Below are 17990 nucleotides of genomic sequence, written 5' to 3'. Positions count from 1 at the left end.
AACTATTTTGTTTTTGGCATTTTATTCACTGGCATTAAATTTTTTCATATATTTTATTTTCAAAATTTCCAACTCGATAAATTACATAGATGTTGTATTTTTACACTAATACTTTTACAATGAAGCAATTATTTTTAGTCGTATGTCTTTGTATGCTATTGATGTCTTGTGGCAGTAGTTTTCAGGGATTCTACAACACTCATAAGGCAGATTTGGGTACAACATCCTTTCAAGTGCCAAATTTTATGAAAGCCGTTTTAGGTAATATTTCGCCTGAGGTAAAACATGCTATTGGCAATATTTCAGATTTTAAGTACATTACATTTAAGGATGTAAATGCGCTTAAACGGCAGCGTTTAGTTACCGAAATGAATGCCGTAACAAATAACGGCTACCTTGATGTGTTTAGAAAGAACACCCCAGAACAAACACGAATTATTTCGGTGAGAGAAGCTGGTACTGTGGTAACTGATGTTATTATATTTAATAGTTCTAAAACCGAAACTACCGCATATTATTTACAAGGCAATTTCGATCCTGAAAAGATTAAATCTTTTACCGATGAAGATACCTTCAACACCTTTTCAAACGATTTATTACAGAACTACAAAACCAATATAACCCCGTCTTTTAATCCACAGAATTAATGAAAGCATTAAAATTATTTGGGCGCTACCCTTTCGGGTCGGGCTTTCCGCTATATCTTTTTAAAACGTTTTACCTTAAACGTCATTGTAAACGTAGTGAAGCAATCTCTTTAATAGCTAGAGATTACTTCGTCGTGCCTCCTCGTAATGGCGCAACGTTTGTAAAGGTTTTAAAAAGGATGTCGCTGCAATCCCTAGCGCAGACCTATCAGCCAAGGCTATGCAAAGCCCTTATACCATTAGTATGTGCTTTAGTCATGTTCTGTGTAAGTTGCCAACAGAAAAAAAGGCCAATACTGGGCGATACACAATTCCAAAAAGAGCTTAATGCATTTTATAAAGACGCATCTACGTCTCCATTAAAGAAAAAGGACAGAAAGAATTTTGAAGGTTTAGACTTTTTCAAGTTCGATTCTGCGTACATAGTTACCGCAAATTTTAAAAGAACACCCGACGAAGTACCTTTTGAAATGAAAACCACTACCGACCGCCGACCAATGTATGTGAAATATGGAGAAGTAACATTCCAGCTAAAAGGCGAGACGTTTACACTTGATGTATTTGAAAATCTAGATTATAAGGCACAAGAAGATTACGAACCGTTTTTATTTCTACCATTTTTAGATGAAACCAACGGACTAGAAAGCTACGGCGGCGGGCGCTACATCGACACTGAAATGCCACAAGGTAACACATTAACTATTAATTTTAATGAAGCATACAACCCATACTGTGCTTACAACGATAAGTATTCCTGCCCAATAGTACCACGACAAAACTATTTAAAAACTAGGGTAGAGGCTGGTGTTATGGCTTTTGGAAAGTAATGCTGTCTTATAAGTATAAAAAACCACAGTTAAATATTTTAACAAAGAGAAAATTCCGAATATTGAAGAGAGAAGGCCCATTAAAATTCCAGTCCCCACAATTAAAAATACTCAATATAATGTTCATTAAAATAGTTAGATATTAAAGACTATCAACACTACTTAGAGGTTAAATTCACTTCACCAAATACATCCCCGCAAAAACCGCCAAAAAACCAACAATAAAACTAGCAATGGTATAAATGGCAAAACTTGCAAAATCTCCGCTTTTTAAAAACACATGGTTTTCATAAGCAAACGTAGAGAAGGTAGTGAAACCACCGCAGAAACCAGTAGCCAAAAGCAAAGTTTGGTTTTGGGTTAGTGTATCATTCTTAGCCGCTAAACCAAGTACGATACCTATTAATAAACTTCCTAAAATATTAGCCGCAAACGTACCGTAAGGTATACCATTTTCAGTATTATTTAAAAATTTACCTATAAGGTAACGCAACACGCTACCAAAACCACCGCCTAAAAATACCAGTAAAACCTGCTTCATAAACTATTTAAGTGCTATATAAATTTCGGTGGTCCAATCTGCTGGATTTGGGTGTTGCATGGGGTCGTTTGTATAAGCCTCTAGCATTGGTCCGTTTTCATCGGTTTCTAATCCATTTTCAGTTATGTATTTCATTGTGGTTTCCCAAGCTTCCTTTAAATTTTTATAATCGCCTTTTAATGTTGTTTTAAGCGCTTTAAACGATTGTAATTGCCCGGTAAGAATCTCTGGGTTGGTAGAAACTATTTTGTTAATGGTAGGTATACAGCAAGAGAACATCACTGTATTATTGGCTTCATCCCATTTATGGTAGTAGTTAAACGGGGCGCCTGCCATTTTTATATTATTTTCCATGGCATAAGCACCTAATTTAGGCATCATTTGCTGTACATGTTTTGGCATATCGGGAATTTTACAGGATACGGAGTTAAATATGTAAAATCCACCACTATGCTCGGTAACGCCGTTTACTGTAATGCTGTATTTTTTCATATCGGCCACTAAAACACTATCTAGTTTTTCTAAACTACGTTCATAGTGCGGACCAATTTGTTGTTCCATACCGCCCATAAAGGTAGCGAAGGCTTTAAAGCCAAAAGGCAAGTCTTTACCAGAAATTGTCCAAGTAGTTTCGGTGGAGCCATCTGCATTTGGTTTAAAAGTCCAAGTGATATCTGATGGTGGAAAATCTGCAAATTGCATTTTTTGGTGTATGGTTTCGTTTGGAATAGCTTTGGTGGTTTTCATAGTGCCAACACCATCTTTATCTTCCCATTGGTAAGAGCCTCCAATTCCTAAGGTTTTTTCTGGAAGTGTAATTTTCATGTCAGGATCGGCTTCAACCCAAGACGACCATGCTTCCCAATTCTTATAATCAATCACATTATTATACACTACTGGCACAGGCGCATTTATGGTTTTAGTTCTTGTAACTTCAAACGAATTGGGTTGCACTGCAATATAAATTGCTAACCCAATTATGGCAATAAGTAATAGAAAGAAAATATACTTTATGGCTTTCATATTTATAGGTGTGGTTTGTTTAAAACAAATATAGTTATTTTTAAATTTTCGTTTAATAAATTGTTACATTTGTTGTACTAATTATAGATTTTCAATAACTAAAAATTGAAATTTCACATTAATCAATAATCAAAATACGATAATTGGCCTAAATTCTGAAAATAAATCAAAACTCAAAATAACCTTATGAAACTAAAATTTGTATTACTATTCATGGTAGCTGCATTGGTTTTGTCTTGTGGTAACGACAAAACAGCTACTAAAGATGAAACTAAAATTGAAGCACAACAAGACTTTGATTATAATGTGGAGCAATTTGCCGATATTAAAATATTACGCTACCAAATACCAGGTTGGGATAAACTTTCTTTAAAAGAGCAAAAATTAGTGTACTATTTAACACAAGCTGGTTTATCTGGGCGGGATATTATGTGGGATCAAAATTACCGTCACAACCTCAAAATAAGAAATGCCTTAGAAAATGTATACAAAAATTATAAAGGCGATAAAACTACAGAAGCGTGGAACGCTTTTGAAACCTATTTAAAGCGTGTTTGGTTTAGTAATGGTGTTCACCATCACTACTCAAACGATAAGTTAAAGCCAGAGTTTTCTTCTGATTATTTAAAACAGTTATTAGCAGAAACCAACACAACCTTAGAAGGCGAACCTTTTGATGTTATTTTTAACGATAAAGATGCAAAAAAAGTAAACCAAGCTAAAGGTGTAGATAATGTAGCACTTTCTGCGGTTAACTTTTATGGCCCTAACGTTACCAATGCTGATGTTATTAATTTCTACAAGCAAAAAAAATCACCAAATCCAGAAAAACCATTATCGTTTGGTTTAAACTCGCAATTGGTAAAAGAAAATGGCGAGCTTAAAGAGCGTGTGTATAAATCTGGTGGATTATATGGCGAAGCTATTGACGAAATTGTTAAGTGGTTAGAGTTGGCAAAAGGTGTTGCGGAAAATAAAGCACAAGGCGATGCACTTGGTTTGTTAATAGAATATTACAAAACAGGAGATTTACAAACTTGGGATGATTACAATGTAGCTTGGACAGCTGCAACGGAAGGAAATATAGATTACATAAACAGTTTTATTGAAGTTTATAACGATCCGTTAGGCTACAGAGGTTCTTATGAAACTATTGTACAAATAAATGATTTTGATATGTCTCAAAAAATGAAGGTATTATCAGATAATGCACAATGGTTTGAAGACAATTCTACATTAATGGACGCACATAAAAAGAAAAATGTGGTAGGTGTAACCTATAAAGTTGTTAATGTGGCTGGTGAAGCTGGAGATGCGTCTCCAAGCACACCAATAGGCGTTAACCTGCCAAATGCTAATTGGATTCGTGCCGAGGTTGGTAGTAAATCGGTTTCACTAGGTAATATTATTAACGCTTATAATAATGCTGGAAGCACAGGGCGCTTAAAAGAGTTTGTGCATGATGAAGAGGAGTATGAATTGGAAAAGCAATACGGACAACTAGCCGACAAACTCCATACTGCATTACATGAAGTAATTGGTCATGCCTCTGGGCAATTAAATCCGGGTGTAGGAGAGACCAAAGAAACCTTAAAAAATTATGCTTCTACTTTAGAAGAAGGTCGTGCAGATTTGGTAGGGCTGTATTACTTATACAATCCTAAATTACAAGAACTAGGATTGGTAGACGATTGGAAAAAGGTTGGAATGGCTGCTTATGATGGGTATATAAGAAATGGCTTGATGACGCAACTTATCCGATTAAATTTAGGGGATGATGTAGAAGAAGCGCACATGCGTAACAGGCAATGGGTTTCTGCTTGGGTATTTGAAAAAGGAAAAAAAGACAATGTTATAGAAAAGGTTACCAAAGATGGGAAAACCTATTTTAATATTAATGATTATGACAAATTACATGAATTATTTGGTGAGCTATTAAGAGAAACACAGCGTATAAAATCTGAAGGTGATTATGCTGCTGTTGAAGCTTTGGTTGAAACTTATGGGGTTAAGGTAGACCAAGATGTGCACGCCGAGGTTTTAGAACGTAACAAGCAGTTTACTTCTGCACCTTACAGCGGTTTTGTAAATCCTGTATTAGTTGCTGATACCGAAAATGGAGAAATAACTAAAATTAGCATTGAACAACCTAAAACCTTTGAAGAACAAATGCTAAACTATAGCGAAAATTATAACTATTTACCAGAAGTTAATTAAACCCTAGCCCATAAAGAAAACAAAAACAGAACCTTAATTAAGGTTCTGTTTTTTTATTAACACTAAAAGCTAATAGTATTAAGTTTACAACAATGAGCAAGCTTATTATAATTAATATTTTCATGTTGTTTTGGCTGTTGATGTTAATTAATAGATACAGTTTTTTGTAAAAGGTTGCGTAAAAAAAATCTATATTTTTAAAAACATGTAAAAAATATAAATATCATTTTTAGTAATCCTTTATTATACAACAGTTAAACTTAACTTTTCCCTACTATAAATTTTTAGAACTTGGCTGCTTTAGATTATGAATTATTGCAAATTCCAGCAATTTTCCGTTACCCGATAATTTTAATTTTTTCCTAATATTTTTTCTATGTGTTTCAATAGTAGAAATACTTAAATTTAATTTGTTTGCAATACTGTTGGAACTTTCTCCGTTTCCAATGAATTTTAAAATTTGTAATTCTCTTTTTGTTAGCGGTTTTTCATAATCGGTTTCATTGGTTTTTAAAATAAGAAAAAAATGAATTAACGCGTCAACTGTTTCTTTATGTTGTGTTATGGACTTGGCAGCATCTAGAACTTTTAAAACGCCCTCCTTAGAAAGTTTTGATTCGTTTTTCTTTAGCGTATTTATAGTTTTAATAATTTCTTTGTGGGCTATCATTTATTCGTTTATTATATTCAAAGCTAGACTATAATGCAGTTACAAAAAATCCCCAATACTGGGGATTTTTAAATTTACAGCCTACTATTGTTTTATTATTCGGTTTGTAATAATTGTATTATTCATCATTACATTAAGAATATATATACCAGCATTCAAATGGCTAATGTCAATAATCGTATTTTTTGTTTTTAATACTCTACTTAAAACCGTTCTGCCTTGCGCATCATAAAGATGCATTTGTACTATATCTGAAGATTTGAGTTTTATATTGATATGATTAGAAGCTGGATTTGGGTATATTTTAACCATATGGCCATCTTCATCTTTAACAGAAAGTGCCGCATCAATATTTAGGGTAATATTGGCACGTTTTATTATTAAATCTGGAACTAAGGTATTTGTTATTTCGCAGTAATAAACACCACTATCAGTTTCTTGGGCATTTGTTATGGTGTACGAGCTAGCGTTAGTATCAGTAATTGCTATATTATTTTTAAACCATTGGTAAGTATCCCCAATATCTTTAGAGTTTTTTTCTTTATTTAATCTTGTATCATCAATGGTTAGGGTGATGTCCTCCCCAGGAGCAAACTCTAAATCTAATGCTATGTCTTTAGTACGTTGAGGGCTGTAATTTAAATTTGTATAGTTATTGGCCTGTACAAGAGGTTCTAAATCATTAAAATCAAAATAATTATCTCTAATATTTAGCATGAAATTTCCAGAGGAATTAAGAATTTCTTGGGGTATGGCGCCTTCAAAATTATTATTTAGCAAATGTACTTGGTTAATGTTTGCAAATTGAGGTGAAAGTTGTCCGCTTAAGCCACAGTTACTTAAAACTATATAGTCGAGCTTTGGTAGGTTAAACAGCTCATTTGGTAAAGCTCCAGAAATTGGAATACCATTTAAGTCTAACTGTTCAAGATTTTGTAGGTTAGAAATTGTAGATGGAATACCATTGCTTAATGATAGCATACCAGACTTTTGGTTTCCAATAAATACAGTTTTTAAATTGCTAAGATTTAAAACTTCTATTGGCACTTCTCCACTAAAGTCACAATACCAAAGGAATATGCTTTCAAGGTTTGCCAGATTCCCAATTTCTGGTGGAATGCTTCCATTTATGTTTTCTGAAGACTCAACGTATAAAGACTTTAAACCCGACAAATCTCCAATTTCCATAGGCAATTCTCCAACTTTATCATTACCGCTTAAGCTTAAATAATTTACTCTATTAGTTGTATCATCAAACCCAATATCCCAATTGTTCCATGTTTTTATTGGGGCAGTAATATCCCAAGGTTCATTCCAATTTGGCCCATCAAGTGCATTATAAACAGCAATAAGTGCATTATAATCTGGATGGTTTGAAGGCAAATCATCTATTTTAAAAAATTCACTTCTTAATGTTAAGCCAGAAACTATGCTGCTTGTTGCTAGATAATAATAAAACCATTTATAATCCTCTGCAGAGGTAATACTAACTGTTATACTTTCTCCTGATGCTACAAAACCACCCTCACTACCATCTGCATTTAATCTGTACCAATTATAGGTGTTTTGAGAACCACTAATGTTGGTATTAAATGTTGTGGAACTACCAATTTCTAGGGCTTCGTTATAAAGATTTCCAACGTTTTTTTGTGGTGCATAAATAAATTCTGCAATATTATTTTGATAAGACTGGAACTCGTCCTCAATATCCCCAAACTGAAAATTGTTATTGCTAATGTTGAAATAATTGAGATTTAAAGAAGTAAAATCTGGAATATTTCCTTGGAGTCTATTGTCGCTCAATTGTAAAATTTCAAGATTTAGGAGGTTGTTTAAATTTTGAGGGATTTCACCAGAAATTTGATTTAAAAACAAAAACAACTGGGATAAATTTGTTAAGTTGTTTATTTCTTCGGGGATTTCACCTGAAAGGTTGCACGCCCTAAAATCTAAGTAGAATAAGTTTGTCAAGTTTCCAATAGATGCTGGGATAGTTCCACCTAAGGGGTTATCTCCTAAGTTTAGATAGCTTAAGGAAGTCATATTTCCTAATTCAGCAGGAATTCCTCCAGTTATATTATTTACTGCTAGTAGTAATGTATTAAGATTTGTAAGATTAGTTAATGTTATGGGTATGTTGCCAGAAATAGCATTGGTATTAAGAATTAGGCTGTTTAAAAAGCTAAGATTATTAATGTTATTAGGCAGAGCGCCATTTAAATTATTTTGTGGTAAGTGTATACGCGTAACCCTTCCATTGGTTTCAGTAATACCAAACCAAGAGGATAAAGGCTTATTAGTATCTAACCAATTGGTATTATTGTTCCAATTATCACCATTTAAAGCGTTATAAAAAGTAACTAGAGCATCATAATCTGGATGAGATTCAGATGAAAATGGCACACAGTCTGGGTTACCATCAGCGTTCATGTCCAAATAGGCTGGATCTACAATTTGAGAGCTTTCGTAAAACTCTATTTTATCTACTACCATATCAGTTGTGGATAAACCAAACTCCAAGCGTAGTCTAAATTTATTACTTGAAAAGTTACTGAAGTCTACCAAAAAATTTTCAAAAGAAATGTATGTCCAATCTTCTGTGAAAGAATAATAATTATTAAAATGGCGATAGATGCCATTTTCGTCAACCAATACCCATCTAAGGGCATCACCATCAATATTACCAATACGTTTTACAGGGATTTTGAAGTTATAGGGCACGCCTTCCTCTAAAGTAAATTCTTCAGAATATATACTGTGAGTTTCAAAATTGGAAGCGTTAGGAGCAGTAATGTAAAGCGATTTTTCGCCATGCAAGATATTATTTGTTTCTAGATTAATTGAAAACGATGCTGTGTTTTGAGGAATAGTCCATCCAATAAAATCCGATTCAAAACTCAGGTTTCCAATTTTGGATGTCGGCATGTTAGGGCATGGGTCTATACAATCTAATACGCCATCATTATCAGTGTCTATGTTTGGGCACTGGGCGAAGGTATTGGTATGCAAAAAAAGGGCGAAACTAAAAAATAGTAAAAGTTGTTTCATCACGAGAGGGATTTTTAAAATTAGTGTTAATAGCTTTTCAAACTTATGGAACTAATTACAACGAGAAAATCCCCAGTATTGGGGATTTTTAAGTATATCATCGAAAACTTTATCGATAACATGTAAAAAGATTAAAATATCTAGATAAATTAATCTTGGTTTTAATTATTAAGGTGACTAATTCAAAATAATTCTGTTTTAAAAAGGAGCTATCTTTTACGCTTCTGATATATTGGTATTTTTAGCCCTAAATAAACATCTGTGGTTTGTGAGCTATCTGTTATTAAATTGGATAAAATAGAGCCAGAACCTATGGTTAATCCAGAAAAACGAAAACCTGCGCCCCAAGCCACATCGCCATATTCCCTAAAACTAATAGGGGCGTATAAACTAAAAAGGCGCGTTTCTAATCTTGGTGAGACTACTAAATTATTTATAATGCTATTAGTGCCAACGGTATTTTTATTTTTTAATGACAAATTGCCTTGTAGGCTAACATATATTTTATGTCGTATTTGATAGTCAATTAGTACTCTTAATGCTGTTGGTAGTTGTATTTTTTGATTGATAGTTGTCTCTGTAGCATTGTAGTTGTCGTCTAAAAATTGCTCAATATCTCCCTCTTCATTAAATGTTGATGTATCAGCGGTTGCATTTAAATTATAAGTAGTAAGTGTACTTTCTTTATAATCTATTGAACCAATATCTGTTATGGCGGCACCAATTTTTAACTTATACTTGTTATGCGCTCTAGAGGTTAGGGAATCTCGCAACTTATGTGGTCTATATTCGTAAGTAAAGCCAATATCTGCACCAAAACCAGAAGTAAGATTTTTAAATTCTATGTCATCATTATTAAAATCCTGACTCGTCCCATAAGTTAAGGCGCCAGTAGTTGCTAGTGTTTCATTTGTTGCATCGTAATTACCTGTAAAATTTGGGCTATTAACAAATACGCCTCCCGCACCTTGCAAATACTTTAAGGATATACCACCTTTAAGAAATTGCTTTTTACTATCAATAAGAATTCTACCATATACGAGACTAATTTCAGCCCAAGCATGAACAGTTCCTGTTACGTCTGTTGAATTAAAATTGAAGTTTTCATTGGTGTCGAAATTATCTGAAAGGTTTTCATACAGTTCACCGCTTACATTATGTAAATTAAATACTGCGCGCACCCTACTTAAAATACCCATACTGCTTTTGGGTGATAAATTAAACATAAACGATGGCCCTAGAATATCGGTATTAACAAAGAAATTATTGGCATTTGTTGGTGTTTTTTCAACATCAGAATCAAAGTCAAAACCATCTTCGGCTTTTATAATATCATTAAAGTTAATACCAAAGTAGTCACTCCCGCCAAAAGCACTAATTGATATTAAATTAATATCAGTTTTAAATCTTGAATCTACAACACCAGACGGATTGAGAATTAAACTATGCACACCTGCATAATTATCGGTATTTAGCCCTACGTAACTTTGACTATTTAAAAGATTTAGCGATATGACGCAACACAAATAAAAGATGTAGTTTGAATTTTTCATTTTGTAATTGAATTGGTTAATAATAGCAGCTCAAAACTATAGCATACGTTTTAAGAAAAAAATCCCCAGTACTGGGGATTTTTTTAAAACCTTTTGCTTTAAAGAGCAATACGGATAACTTATTTTTTTATAATTCGTTTTATGGCTTTACTGTTTTTAGCTTCAAACCTTAAAAAATAAACGCCACTGGTTAAACTTTGTAAATTAATTTTATTGTGTGGTTGTTTAAATTCCATTATTACTTTTCCAGTAACATCATAAACGGTTAAAACATCAATAGCTAATGGCGATAAGATATTTAAGTAATTTGTAACAGGAACAGGATAAAGTTTGATAGCAGACGCTGAAAAATCATTGTCACTAATACCTAAAGTTGAGTCTGTTACAGTTACGGTAACCGTAGTTGTGTTTTCATTACCAACTGCATCTGTAGCTGTTAAAACTACGGGATATGTTCCCACCGCTGTAAATGTATCAACATTAATGCTTAATGTAGGGCTTGAACAATTATCTAACGAGCCATTATCTATTTGAGATGCCGTTATACTTATTGAAGGATTCCCTGATAAGTCCAATGTTAAATCTTGCCCCACGGCTACAGGATTTAAATTATCCTCAACTGTAACTACGGCCGAAGCTGTATTTAAATTACCACTTGCATCTTCAACAGTAAGTACTACTGTATTTGCCCCAATATCGGCACAGGTAAAACTATCAATATCGATATCCATTGAAGCTATGTTACAATTATCAGTAGAGTTATTATCTACATCATTAGCAGTAATCGTTGCATTTCCTGTAAGATCTAATTCTACAGTTATATCCCTAGCTTGGGCAACTGGGTTTATATCGTCCAATATAGTTACTGAAGCTGTATCTGTTCCCGTATTCCCGCTTTGGTCTGTTACCGATAGCGTTACCGTATTTGCGCCTAAATCATCACAGCTAAAAGTAGAGATGTCTAAACTACTATTTACAATACCACAGTTGTCTGTAGACCCGTTCTCTATTTGAGATGCCATAATTGTAGCACTACCTGAAGCATCAAGCTGCACTGTTATGTTTTGTGTTACTACGGTTGGGTTTATAGTGTCCTGAACCGTTACAATAGCTGTACCTGTTTCAGAATTTCCATTTTGGTCTGTTACTGTAAGCGTAACTGTATTTTCACCCAAATCGTCGCAAGTAAAGGCAGATATATCCAAAATTCTACTTACTATGGTGCAATTATCTGTAGAACCATTGTCTATAGCATCAGCAGAAATAATAGCTTCTCCGTTAGCATTTAAATTCACAGTGATTGCTTGTGTTACAACCGTTGGGTTTGCTTCATCAACAACGGTTACGGTTGCGCTTGCTGTATTAGAATTTCCACTAGAATCTGTAACAGTAAGGTTTACGGTATTAGTACCCAAATTAGAACAATTAAAATTTGTAGTATCTAAACTAAAACCTGTTACACCACAATTATCGGTAGATCCATTATTTATCTGTGCTGGTGTAATAGTAGCATCGCCATTTTCATCTAGTTGAACCGTGATGTTTTGTGTTATGGCCACAGGATTTATGTTATCTACTACTGTAATAGTTACATCTTCTGTACTTACTTTATCCTCGGCATCGGTTGCTGTAATAGTTACCGTATTGGCTCCTAAATTAGCACAAGTGTAATTAAATTGTGTTTGATTTAAAACTACTGATACCAACTCACAATCATCAAACGTTCCATTATCCACATCTGCTATGGTAATGCTTCCATTGCCCGAAACATCCAGTGCTACAGTTATATCTTCTAACACTACAATTGTGGGGTCTGCATTATCAAATACTTCAATCTGTAAGCCATAATCATATAAAGACCATGAACCGTCTTCGTTTATAAGTCTTATGTAAAAGTCGTGAAAATCGCAACTTATCTCTGTGGTGCTTAGATCTATTGTAAATTCGTCTGTATTACCGGTAGGCGTTAAGGCGACTGTTGTACCATTGCCAAAACCAGGATCGGTATCATAAAAATATTCTGCTGAAACTATTGGAGATACAGCTTGTTCTGGTGTAACAAAAAATGTGCGTTTATCATACAAACTCCATTCACCCAAATCATCTTGTGTTCTTATATATAATTCGTGAAATCCAACATCTAAGGTACCTAATGGAATACTAATATTTTGATTAACGCTTCCTGTATTAGAGTTTACAGCTATACTATTCGCATTTCCAAAACCAGGGTCGGTATCAATAAAATATTCCATGGCTGCAATGTTTGAAGCACCAGTTCCTAATTCATCTATTACATAGAATTTTACAGTATCATATAAACTCCAATGCCCTAGATTGTCCTGCGTTCTTATGTATAAAGAGTTAAAACCATTAAGATTTGAACCAATTGGTATTGCCAAATTTTCTGTTAAAGTTCCTGTATTTGCATTTACAATAATGGTATTGCCATTGCCAAAACCAGGGTCGGTATTTATAAAATACTCTGCAGCGGTTATTTCTGTTGCTATTGTGCTTATTTCGTTATCTAAGATGTAAAAAATAGCATTTGAATAAAGACTCCAAGTATTCGCATCATCTTTAGCTCTTACATAAAGGGTATTAAACCCTGCAGCATCTGTTGGTGCTGTTATGGTAATGCTTTGTGTTAGGTTGCCTGAATTAGCGTTTGGTGTTACGCTAGTACCATTGCCAAATCCGGGATCAGAATTATAAAAATATTCTAATTCTGTTATAGACTGACTAAAACTAAAAGCACAACACAAACAGCACAACCATGTGGTTATACGTGTTTTCATAATGGTGCGCATTAGTTAGTTTTTGCAGATATAGTTACAGTAAGATCGCTATTTTTAGGCACTGTAGGACTGTAGGTATCTATTTTTATACTTGGTAAACCCGTTGGCGTACCTAATGGTTTAAAGTTGTAATTTTGATAAAGCCCATCGTCTACCACAGTAGAGCTTCCTTGTAGGTTCAGGTTATACAATTCTGGACTAAACGAGCCATCACCTAAAGTAGCTCTATCCACAAATAAAGGGTCTATATTTTCTTGGTTATTGGTTAAGGTAATATTGCTCCCTGTTGCAAATGTGTAGTTTCTTGTACTATTGTAATTATAAGTAATGCAGTTAGTGGCTTGTATGCTACCTGAACCTGATGATAAATTTACAGTTGCATCAAATGATCCGTTCTCTAAAATAAAAATACAATTGCTTACATTCAATAAGTCTGAGGTATCATTAGTAATACTAACACCGAAAAAATAACTTAGCACATTATTAGTAAATAGTAAGGTATCTACCATGCTAAGTGAAACACTACTCCCATTTATTAAATTATTAGTGATTAAAACATTTGATGTTTTAGCAGCTATATTCAGGCCACTATCAATAACATTTCCTTGAATAAGCATGTTATTGAAGGTGCCATATAATCCTAAATTAGATATTTGGCTTACCCTATTATCCTGTAATACTAAATTTTCAATAGCATGTGTAGCACCAGAAACAAATGGTTCTGTAATAGTACCCGTTTGTAAACCTTTTATGGTACTATTAGAGCAACCTTCGGCCAAATTTATAGTGCCTACTTCAGAAGAATAAGACGCATCACTGTGCGAGCGCCCAATAATGGTTAATTCTTTGTTTAAAGTAATGTTGCCATAACTTGTTGATGATTGTTGCACATGTATAATATCGCCATTTGCAGCAGCATCTATAGCCGCTTGTAAGTCGGTAAAGTCTGCATCTGTACCAACATTGTTGTTTACTATATGTGTGGTTTGTGCATACAGTAAGGTACTTGCACTAAATAAAAAGCAGAATAATAGTTGTTTTAAAAGAATACTTGTTTTCATGATTTTAAGTGTTTAATAGATTAATTATTGGTTTATAACAAGCATAGAAAGTTTGTATTAGAAATACATATATGTTTTTCTAACTATAAAAATGGGGAGCGCTGTACTGGGTTGCACCAATTTTTGGTGTAACGAGTGAATAGAGAGTGGGTGTATTTACGTAGAGTTTTGCATCAGATTAAGAGTTATTGTTAATAGCTACACCAAACCTAGGTAAATACGGTTTATAAAAAAATCCCCAGTATTGGGGATTTTGAGGTTGTTGGTCGAAAAATTGGTCGATGAAAAGCTTATAAAGTAATTTATTTCAGAAGTTTAGAAAGTTCCCCAAATAAACCTGATAAATCTTCCTTGTTTGTTGTAAGGAAACTTTCTAGGTCTTCCAACTTTAATTTATAGGGGTTTATTTCTGTAATTTTTAAGCTTATTTCCAAAATATTTTCTGCAATAAAAACATCTGAAAATTTAGTATTAATAATACTTATATCTTGACTTTCATCTCTAAGGCTTGCGGGTATTATTATAGCAGCAGATTTTGACTCGGTTTTTTCTAATATATTGGGCTCTTTAGTATTTTTGGCATATACCAATGTTAGTTCTACTAAGAGATTAATTCTTGAAGCCTTCTTTTTTAATTTGGCTTTAGAAAAATTATAACTTAGGCTATGCACTTTAAAAGCAAGGTACTTATCTTCCTGAACTAATTCGGGTTGTAACACAAGACTAAGTGCCCTTTCTTTTTCTTTGTTTCTTTTGAAGAAGTAACGCTCAAAAGTTAATTTGGGTAGGCATTTTTTAGAACTTGTAAAGGTTAATGTATTTTTTGCCTCATAATTTGCAGTGAACTTTAATTTCCGTTTTTGCAAGTATTGGGTAATATACTCTGGTATTTTGGCCACTTTACCAATAAGGAAGCTTGTTAATTCTGAAGACATAGATAAACTGTCTTCATTTGATTTAAATAGTGCTCTATCTAACGCTACTTCGTCTATTTTTAATATGCTAATATCAGATAGTGATGTTTCACAATTCACCTTTTCATTTCTAATTTGATAATTTTTGAATTGTGCAAAGCAATTTAAATTGCTAAGTATTATAATTAGTATTGTAAAAACAGTTTTTTTCATTTTTAGAGTTTTTAGTTTAAAAATCTAAGGTCTCCATAGTATAGTTATAAGTCTATACCCTTTACTAGGTAAATTTTAAAACTTATACTTTTTCTCTAGGGCATAGCGTAATAGTTCCCCTTTACCTTGAAGACCTAAAATGCGCGCCATATTTTTACGATGTGTATCAACAGTATGTATACCAATAAAGAGTAAGTCTGCAATTTCCCTAGATGTTTTTCCTTGTGCAATGAGTTCTAAAATTTCTATTTGCCTTTTGGTTAAAATACCTTTGGGTTTGTTTTTTATTTCAGAATTTAAAATATTGGTATTAATATTGGCATCAAAGTATGTTTCGCCTCTATACACAGTTACAATGGCCTCATAAACTTCTCTTAAAGCAGAATTTTTTAATATATAGCCAGATGCGCCAGCCTCTAGCATTTGTTGTATCGCCTCTGTTTGATCGAACATTGTAAAGGCTAAAACCTTTATAGATGGATATTTTTTCTTTATTTGTTTAACAGCTTCAATACCATCCATTTTAGGCATTCGTATATCTGTTAATACAACATTTGGTTGTTTTTTTGCAACAATTTCCATTAGTGCTTCTCCATCATTGGCAGTTCCTACTATAGAAATACCATCTTCGTATTCTAAAAGTAATTTTATACCATCAATAAGCGATTGGTGGTCTTCTGCTATTGCTAATCGTATCATGTTGGTATGTCTATTATTACTGTTGTTCCTTTTTTGGGTTCAGACTCTATAGTCATTGTACCTCCTAAATGTTCTACACGTTTATCTATACTGCTTATACCCATACCCTTATTTTTGGTAGTAATTTGGTTTGGGTTAAAGCCTTTGCCATCGTCTTCAACCATAATGTTTAAGGTGTCTTCATGGTTTGTTAAATGAATAGTAACCTCGGTGGCTTCGGCGTGTTTTATAACATTGGTAATTAGCTCTTGGATTATTCTAAAAATGGTTAGTTCTAAACTGTTTTCTAAGCGATTTTCAAGTCCGTGGTCAATTACTTGTAATGTTAATTTGTTTGCCACAGAAATTTTGTTGGCCATATTTTTTACAGCAACCAGTAGCCCTTGTTTTGCTATTACCCCCGAGTTTTTTGAGTGGGCAACAGATCGTATTTTTTTATAAGCTTCGTCTATAAGGGTAGTGGTTTTATTAAATAATTCGGGGGTTTGTTTTTCTTTTAAAACATTAAAATGTAGTTTAACCGATGCCATTAGCCCTCCCAAATCGTCGTGCAAATCGTTGGCTATACGCTGGCGTTCTTTTTCTTGCCCTTCAATCATCGCATCTATACTTATTAATTCTTGCTCTTTTAAAACAGTAGCAAGCTTTTGGGTTTCCAGCGCTTTTTCTTGTTCTGCTAGTTTTTGTTTTTTGCGGGTATTTTTTTGAATGAGTAACATTGTTGTGCCTCCAAATAAAATAAATACAATAGCGCCTATTAATAGGTTTCTATTTTGTTTGCGTTTGTTTTCGCTTTCTAGGTTATCGGCTCTTAGTTTTTCATTATCATACTCCTCCTTGATATTCGCAATTGCAATACGTTGATCTTCTATGTTTAGGCTATCAGAAAGATTTAGATATTGATTTAAGTATTCATAAGCCCTTTTATAATTTTTGGCCTCAAAATTAGTATTTGCAAGATTTTCTTTAATGTAACTTTTATTGGACAAGTACTTCTCATTTAGTTCAATGCTATCGGCCTTTTCATAAAATAAAATAGCTTTATTCAAATCGCCTAATTTATTATAAGCACTACCTGTATTTAATGCATTATAGAATAAGGATATTGGGTTTGAAAATTTTTGATATCGTTTTAAAAAATCATGTTGCTTTTTAAAATAATGTATTGCTGAATCAGGTTTGTTTAAATTTTCAGAATATAAAGAGCCTATGTTATTATAAATAGCTGGTATTAATGTACTATCCTCAATTGAAAATTCATGTTTTAAAGATTTATTGTAAAATGCTATCGCTTCATTATTTTTATCCCTAAAAAGATAATAATTAGCATACAAAAAAGCGGATTTTATTTTATGTTCTTCTAGATTAAAATTATAAGATTTTTTTAGATATATGTCTAAAAACTCTTTATTGTAGCTATTATTCTCATTATAATCATAAGTTTGAGATAGTTGTTCGAGGCTTCTCAAAATTGATATAGTGTCATTTATTGACATACTTTTGGCATAAGCCGATTGAAAGTTGTAAAATTTTAAAGAATCATTATCAACAATCTTATAATAAATTCCTTTAAGAAACTCAAATCTAACTAATTCAAATGTGCTAATATTCTTATAATTTTCAATAGCATTAATGTAATAGTAGGCTGAATCGTTATTCCCTTGCTTTATATAATAAATTAAGCTTAGTAAGTTTTTCTTTTCAATATCATTTTCTTTATCTAAACTGTGTTTTATTGATTCAATGGGAAAGGTATTATTTAGATAAAGATATGTCGAGTCA

At 33.1% G+C, this 17990-nt stretch carries 13 protein-coding genes; 3 read left to right on the top strand and 10 right to left on the bottom strand.

Annotated elements, in window-relative coordinates:
- Window positions 1–119: 119 nt before the first annotated feature.
- Together CLV33_RS11790 and CLV33_RS11785 are read left to right on the top strand one after the other, a co-directional pair.
- Entirely contained in the window at window positions 120–647 is a 528-nt protein-coding gene (locus CLV33_RS11790) for a DUF4252 domain-containing protein (protein ID WP_170064013.1), read from the top strand.
- The gene (locus CLV33_RS11785; RefSeq protein WP_317045173.1) at window positions 647–1474 is read left to right on the top strand and encodes a DUF1684 domain-containing protein; all 828 of its coding nucleotides are present in this window, start codon (window positions 647–649) and stop codon (window positions 1472–1474) included. The genes CLV33_RS11790 and CLV33_RS11785 overlap by 1 nt, the downstream gene beginning before the upstream one ends.
- Before the next feature lie 175 nt (window positions 1475–1649).
- Here the strand turns inward: CLV33_RS11785 and crcB are convergent, their stop codons facing one another.
- Together crcB and CLV33_RS11775 are read right to left on the bottom strand one after the other, a co-directional pair.
- Window positions 1650–2015: a fluoride efflux transporter CrcB gene (gene crcB / locus CLV33_RS11780; RefSeq protein ID WP_042244478.1), complete on the bottom strand. Its 366-nt coding sequence runs from the start codon at window positions 2013–2015 to the stop codon at window positions 1650–1652.
- A gap of 3 nt (window positions 2016–2018) precedes the next feature.
- The gene (locus CLV33_RS11775; protein WP_045372269.1) at window positions 2019–3038 is read right to left on the bottom strand and encodes an SRPBCC family protein; all 1020 of its coding nucleotides are present in this window, start codon (window positions 3036–3038) and stop codon (window positions 2019–2021) included.
- Between the two features lie 186 nt (window positions 3039–3224).
- Here CLV33_RS11775 and CLV33_RS11770 point away from each other — a divergent pair, with 186 nt between their 5' ends.
- Window positions 3225–5255: a dipeptidyl-peptidase 3 family protein gene (locus CLV33_RS11770; RefSeq protein ID WP_105474075.1), complete on the top strand. Its 2031-nt coding sequence runs from the start codon at window positions 3225–3227 to the stop codon at window positions 5253–5255.
- A 274-nt stretch (window positions 5256–5529) separates the two neighbouring features.
- Here the strand turns inward: CLV33_RS11770 and CLV33_RS11765 are convergent, their stop codons facing one another.
- From CLV33_RS11765 to CLV33_RS11730, 8 genes are all read right to left on the bottom strand, one after another.
- Entirely contained in the window at window positions 5530–5925 is a 396-nt protein-coding gene (locus CLV33_RS11765; RefSeq protein WP_042249533.1) for a LuxR C-terminal-related transcriptional regulator, read from the bottom strand.
- 84 nt (window positions 5926–6009) lie between these two features.
- The gene (locus tag CLV33_RS11760; RefSeq protein WP_105474074.1) at window positions 6010–8973 is read right to left on the bottom strand and encodes a T9SS type A sorting domain-containing protein; all 2964 of its coding nucleotides are present in this window, start codon (window positions 8971–8973) and stop codon (window positions 6010–6012) included.
- 209 nt (window positions 8974–9182) lie between these two features.
- Window positions 9183–10526, bottom strand: coding sequence for a DUF5723 family protein (locus tag CLV33_RS11755; protein WP_105474073.1), 1344 nt, complete (start codon window positions 10524–10526; stop codon window positions 9183–9185).
- Between the two features lie 119 nt (window positions 10527–10645).
- A complete protein-coding gene (locus CLV33_RS11750; protein ID WP_170064012.1) occupies window positions 10646–13321 on the bottom strand; it encodes a T9SS type A sorting domain-containing protein in 2676 nt (891 codons plus the stop codon).
- Window positions 13322–13332: 11 nt separating this feature from the next.
- Window positions 13333–14382 (bottom strand): right-handed parallel beta-helix repeat-containing protein, encoded by a 1050-nt coding sequence (locus tag CLV33_RS11745; RefSeq protein ID WP_105474071.1) that lies wholly within the window; start codon window positions 14380–14382, stop codon window positions 13333–13335.
- A 302-nt stretch (window positions 14383–14684) separates the two neighbouring features.
- A complete protein-coding gene (locus tag CLV33_RS11740) occupies window positions 14685–15509 on the bottom strand; it encodes a hypothetical protein (protein ID WP_105474070.1) in 825 nt (274 codons plus the stop codon).
- A gap of 75 nt (window positions 15510–15584) precedes the next feature.
- The gene (locus CLV33_RS11735; protein ID WP_105474069.1) at window positions 15585–16208 is read right to left on the bottom strand and encodes a response regulator; all 624 of its coding nucleotides are present in this window, start codon (window positions 16206–16208) and stop codon (window positions 15585–15587) included.
- Window positions 16205–17704 carry a tetratricopeptide repeat-containing sensor histidine kinase gene (locus CLV33_RS11730; protein ID WP_170064011.1) on the bottom strand — a complete coding sequence of 500 codons (1500 nt, stop codon included), beginning with the start codon at window positions 17702–17704 and terminating at the stop codon, window positions 16205–16207. The genes CLV33_RS11735 and CLV33_RS11730 overlap by 4 nt, the downstream gene beginning before the upstream one ends.
- Between the last annotated feature and the right edge of the window lie 286 nt (window positions 17705–17990).

This window comes from Jejuia pallidilutea (assembly GCF_002973595.1).
Classification (GTDB): Bacteria; Bacteroidota; Bacteroidia; order Flavobacteriales; family Flavobacteriaceae; genus Jejuia; species Jejuia pallidilutea.
The sequence above is the reverse complement of the archived record's forward strand: the minus strand, read 5'-3'. Positions and strand labels throughout refer to the sequence as shown.

Bases quoted from the DNA above. Each gene is read 5' to 3' on its own strand.
- CLV33_RS11755 (WP_105474073.1), bottom strand. From the start codon at position 10,526: ATGAAAAATTCAAACTACATCTTTTATTTGTGTTGCGTCATATCGCTA.
- CLV33_RS11750 (WP_170064012.1), bottom strand. From the start codon at position 13,321: ATGAAAACACGTATAACCACATGGTTGTGCTGTTTGTGTTGTGCTTTT.
- CLV33_RS11730 (WP_170064011.1), bottom strand. From the start codon at position 17,704: ATGTCAATAAATGACACTATATCAATTTTGAGAAGCCTCGAACAACTA.
- CLV33_RS11785 (WP_317045173.1), top strand. From the start codon at position 647: ATGAAAGCATTAAAATTATTTGGGCGCTACCCTTTCGGGTCGGGCTTT.
- CLV33_RS11765 (WP_042249533.1), bottom strand. From the start codon at position 5,925: ATGATAGCCCACAAAGAAATTATTAAAACTATAAATACGCTAAAGAAA.
- crcB (WP_042244478.1), bottom strand. From the start codon at position 2,015: ATGAAGCAGGTTTTACTGGTATTTTTAGGCGGTGGTTTTGGTAGCGTG.
- CLV33_RS11740 (WP_105474070.1), bottom strand. From the start codon at position 15,509: ATGAAAAAAACTGTTTTTACAATACTAATTATAATACTTAGCAATTTA.
- CLV33_RS11745 (WP_105474071.1), bottom strand. From the start codon at position 14,382: ATGAAAACAAGTATTCTTTTAAAACAACTATTATTCTGCTTTTTATTT.
- CLV33_RS11760 (WP_105474074.1), bottom strand. From the start codon at position 8,973: ATGAAACAACTTTTACTATTTTTTAGTTTCGCCCTTTTTTTGCATACC.
- CLV33_RS11790 (WP_170064013.1), top strand. From the start codon at position 120: ATGAAGCAATTATTTTTAGTCGTATGTCTTTGTATGCTATTGATGTCT.
- CLV33_RS11770 (WP_105474075.1), top strand. From the start codon at position 3,225: ATGAAACTAAAATTTGTATTACTATTCATGGTAGCTGCATTGGTTTTG.
- CLV33_RS11775 (WP_045372269.1), bottom strand. From the start codon at position 3,038: ATGAAAGCCATAAAGTATATTTTCTTTCTATTACTTATTGCCATAATT.
- CLV33_RS11735 (WP_105474069.1), bottom strand. From the start codon at position 16,208: ATGATACGATTAGCAATAGCAGAAGACCACCAATCGCTTATTGATGGT.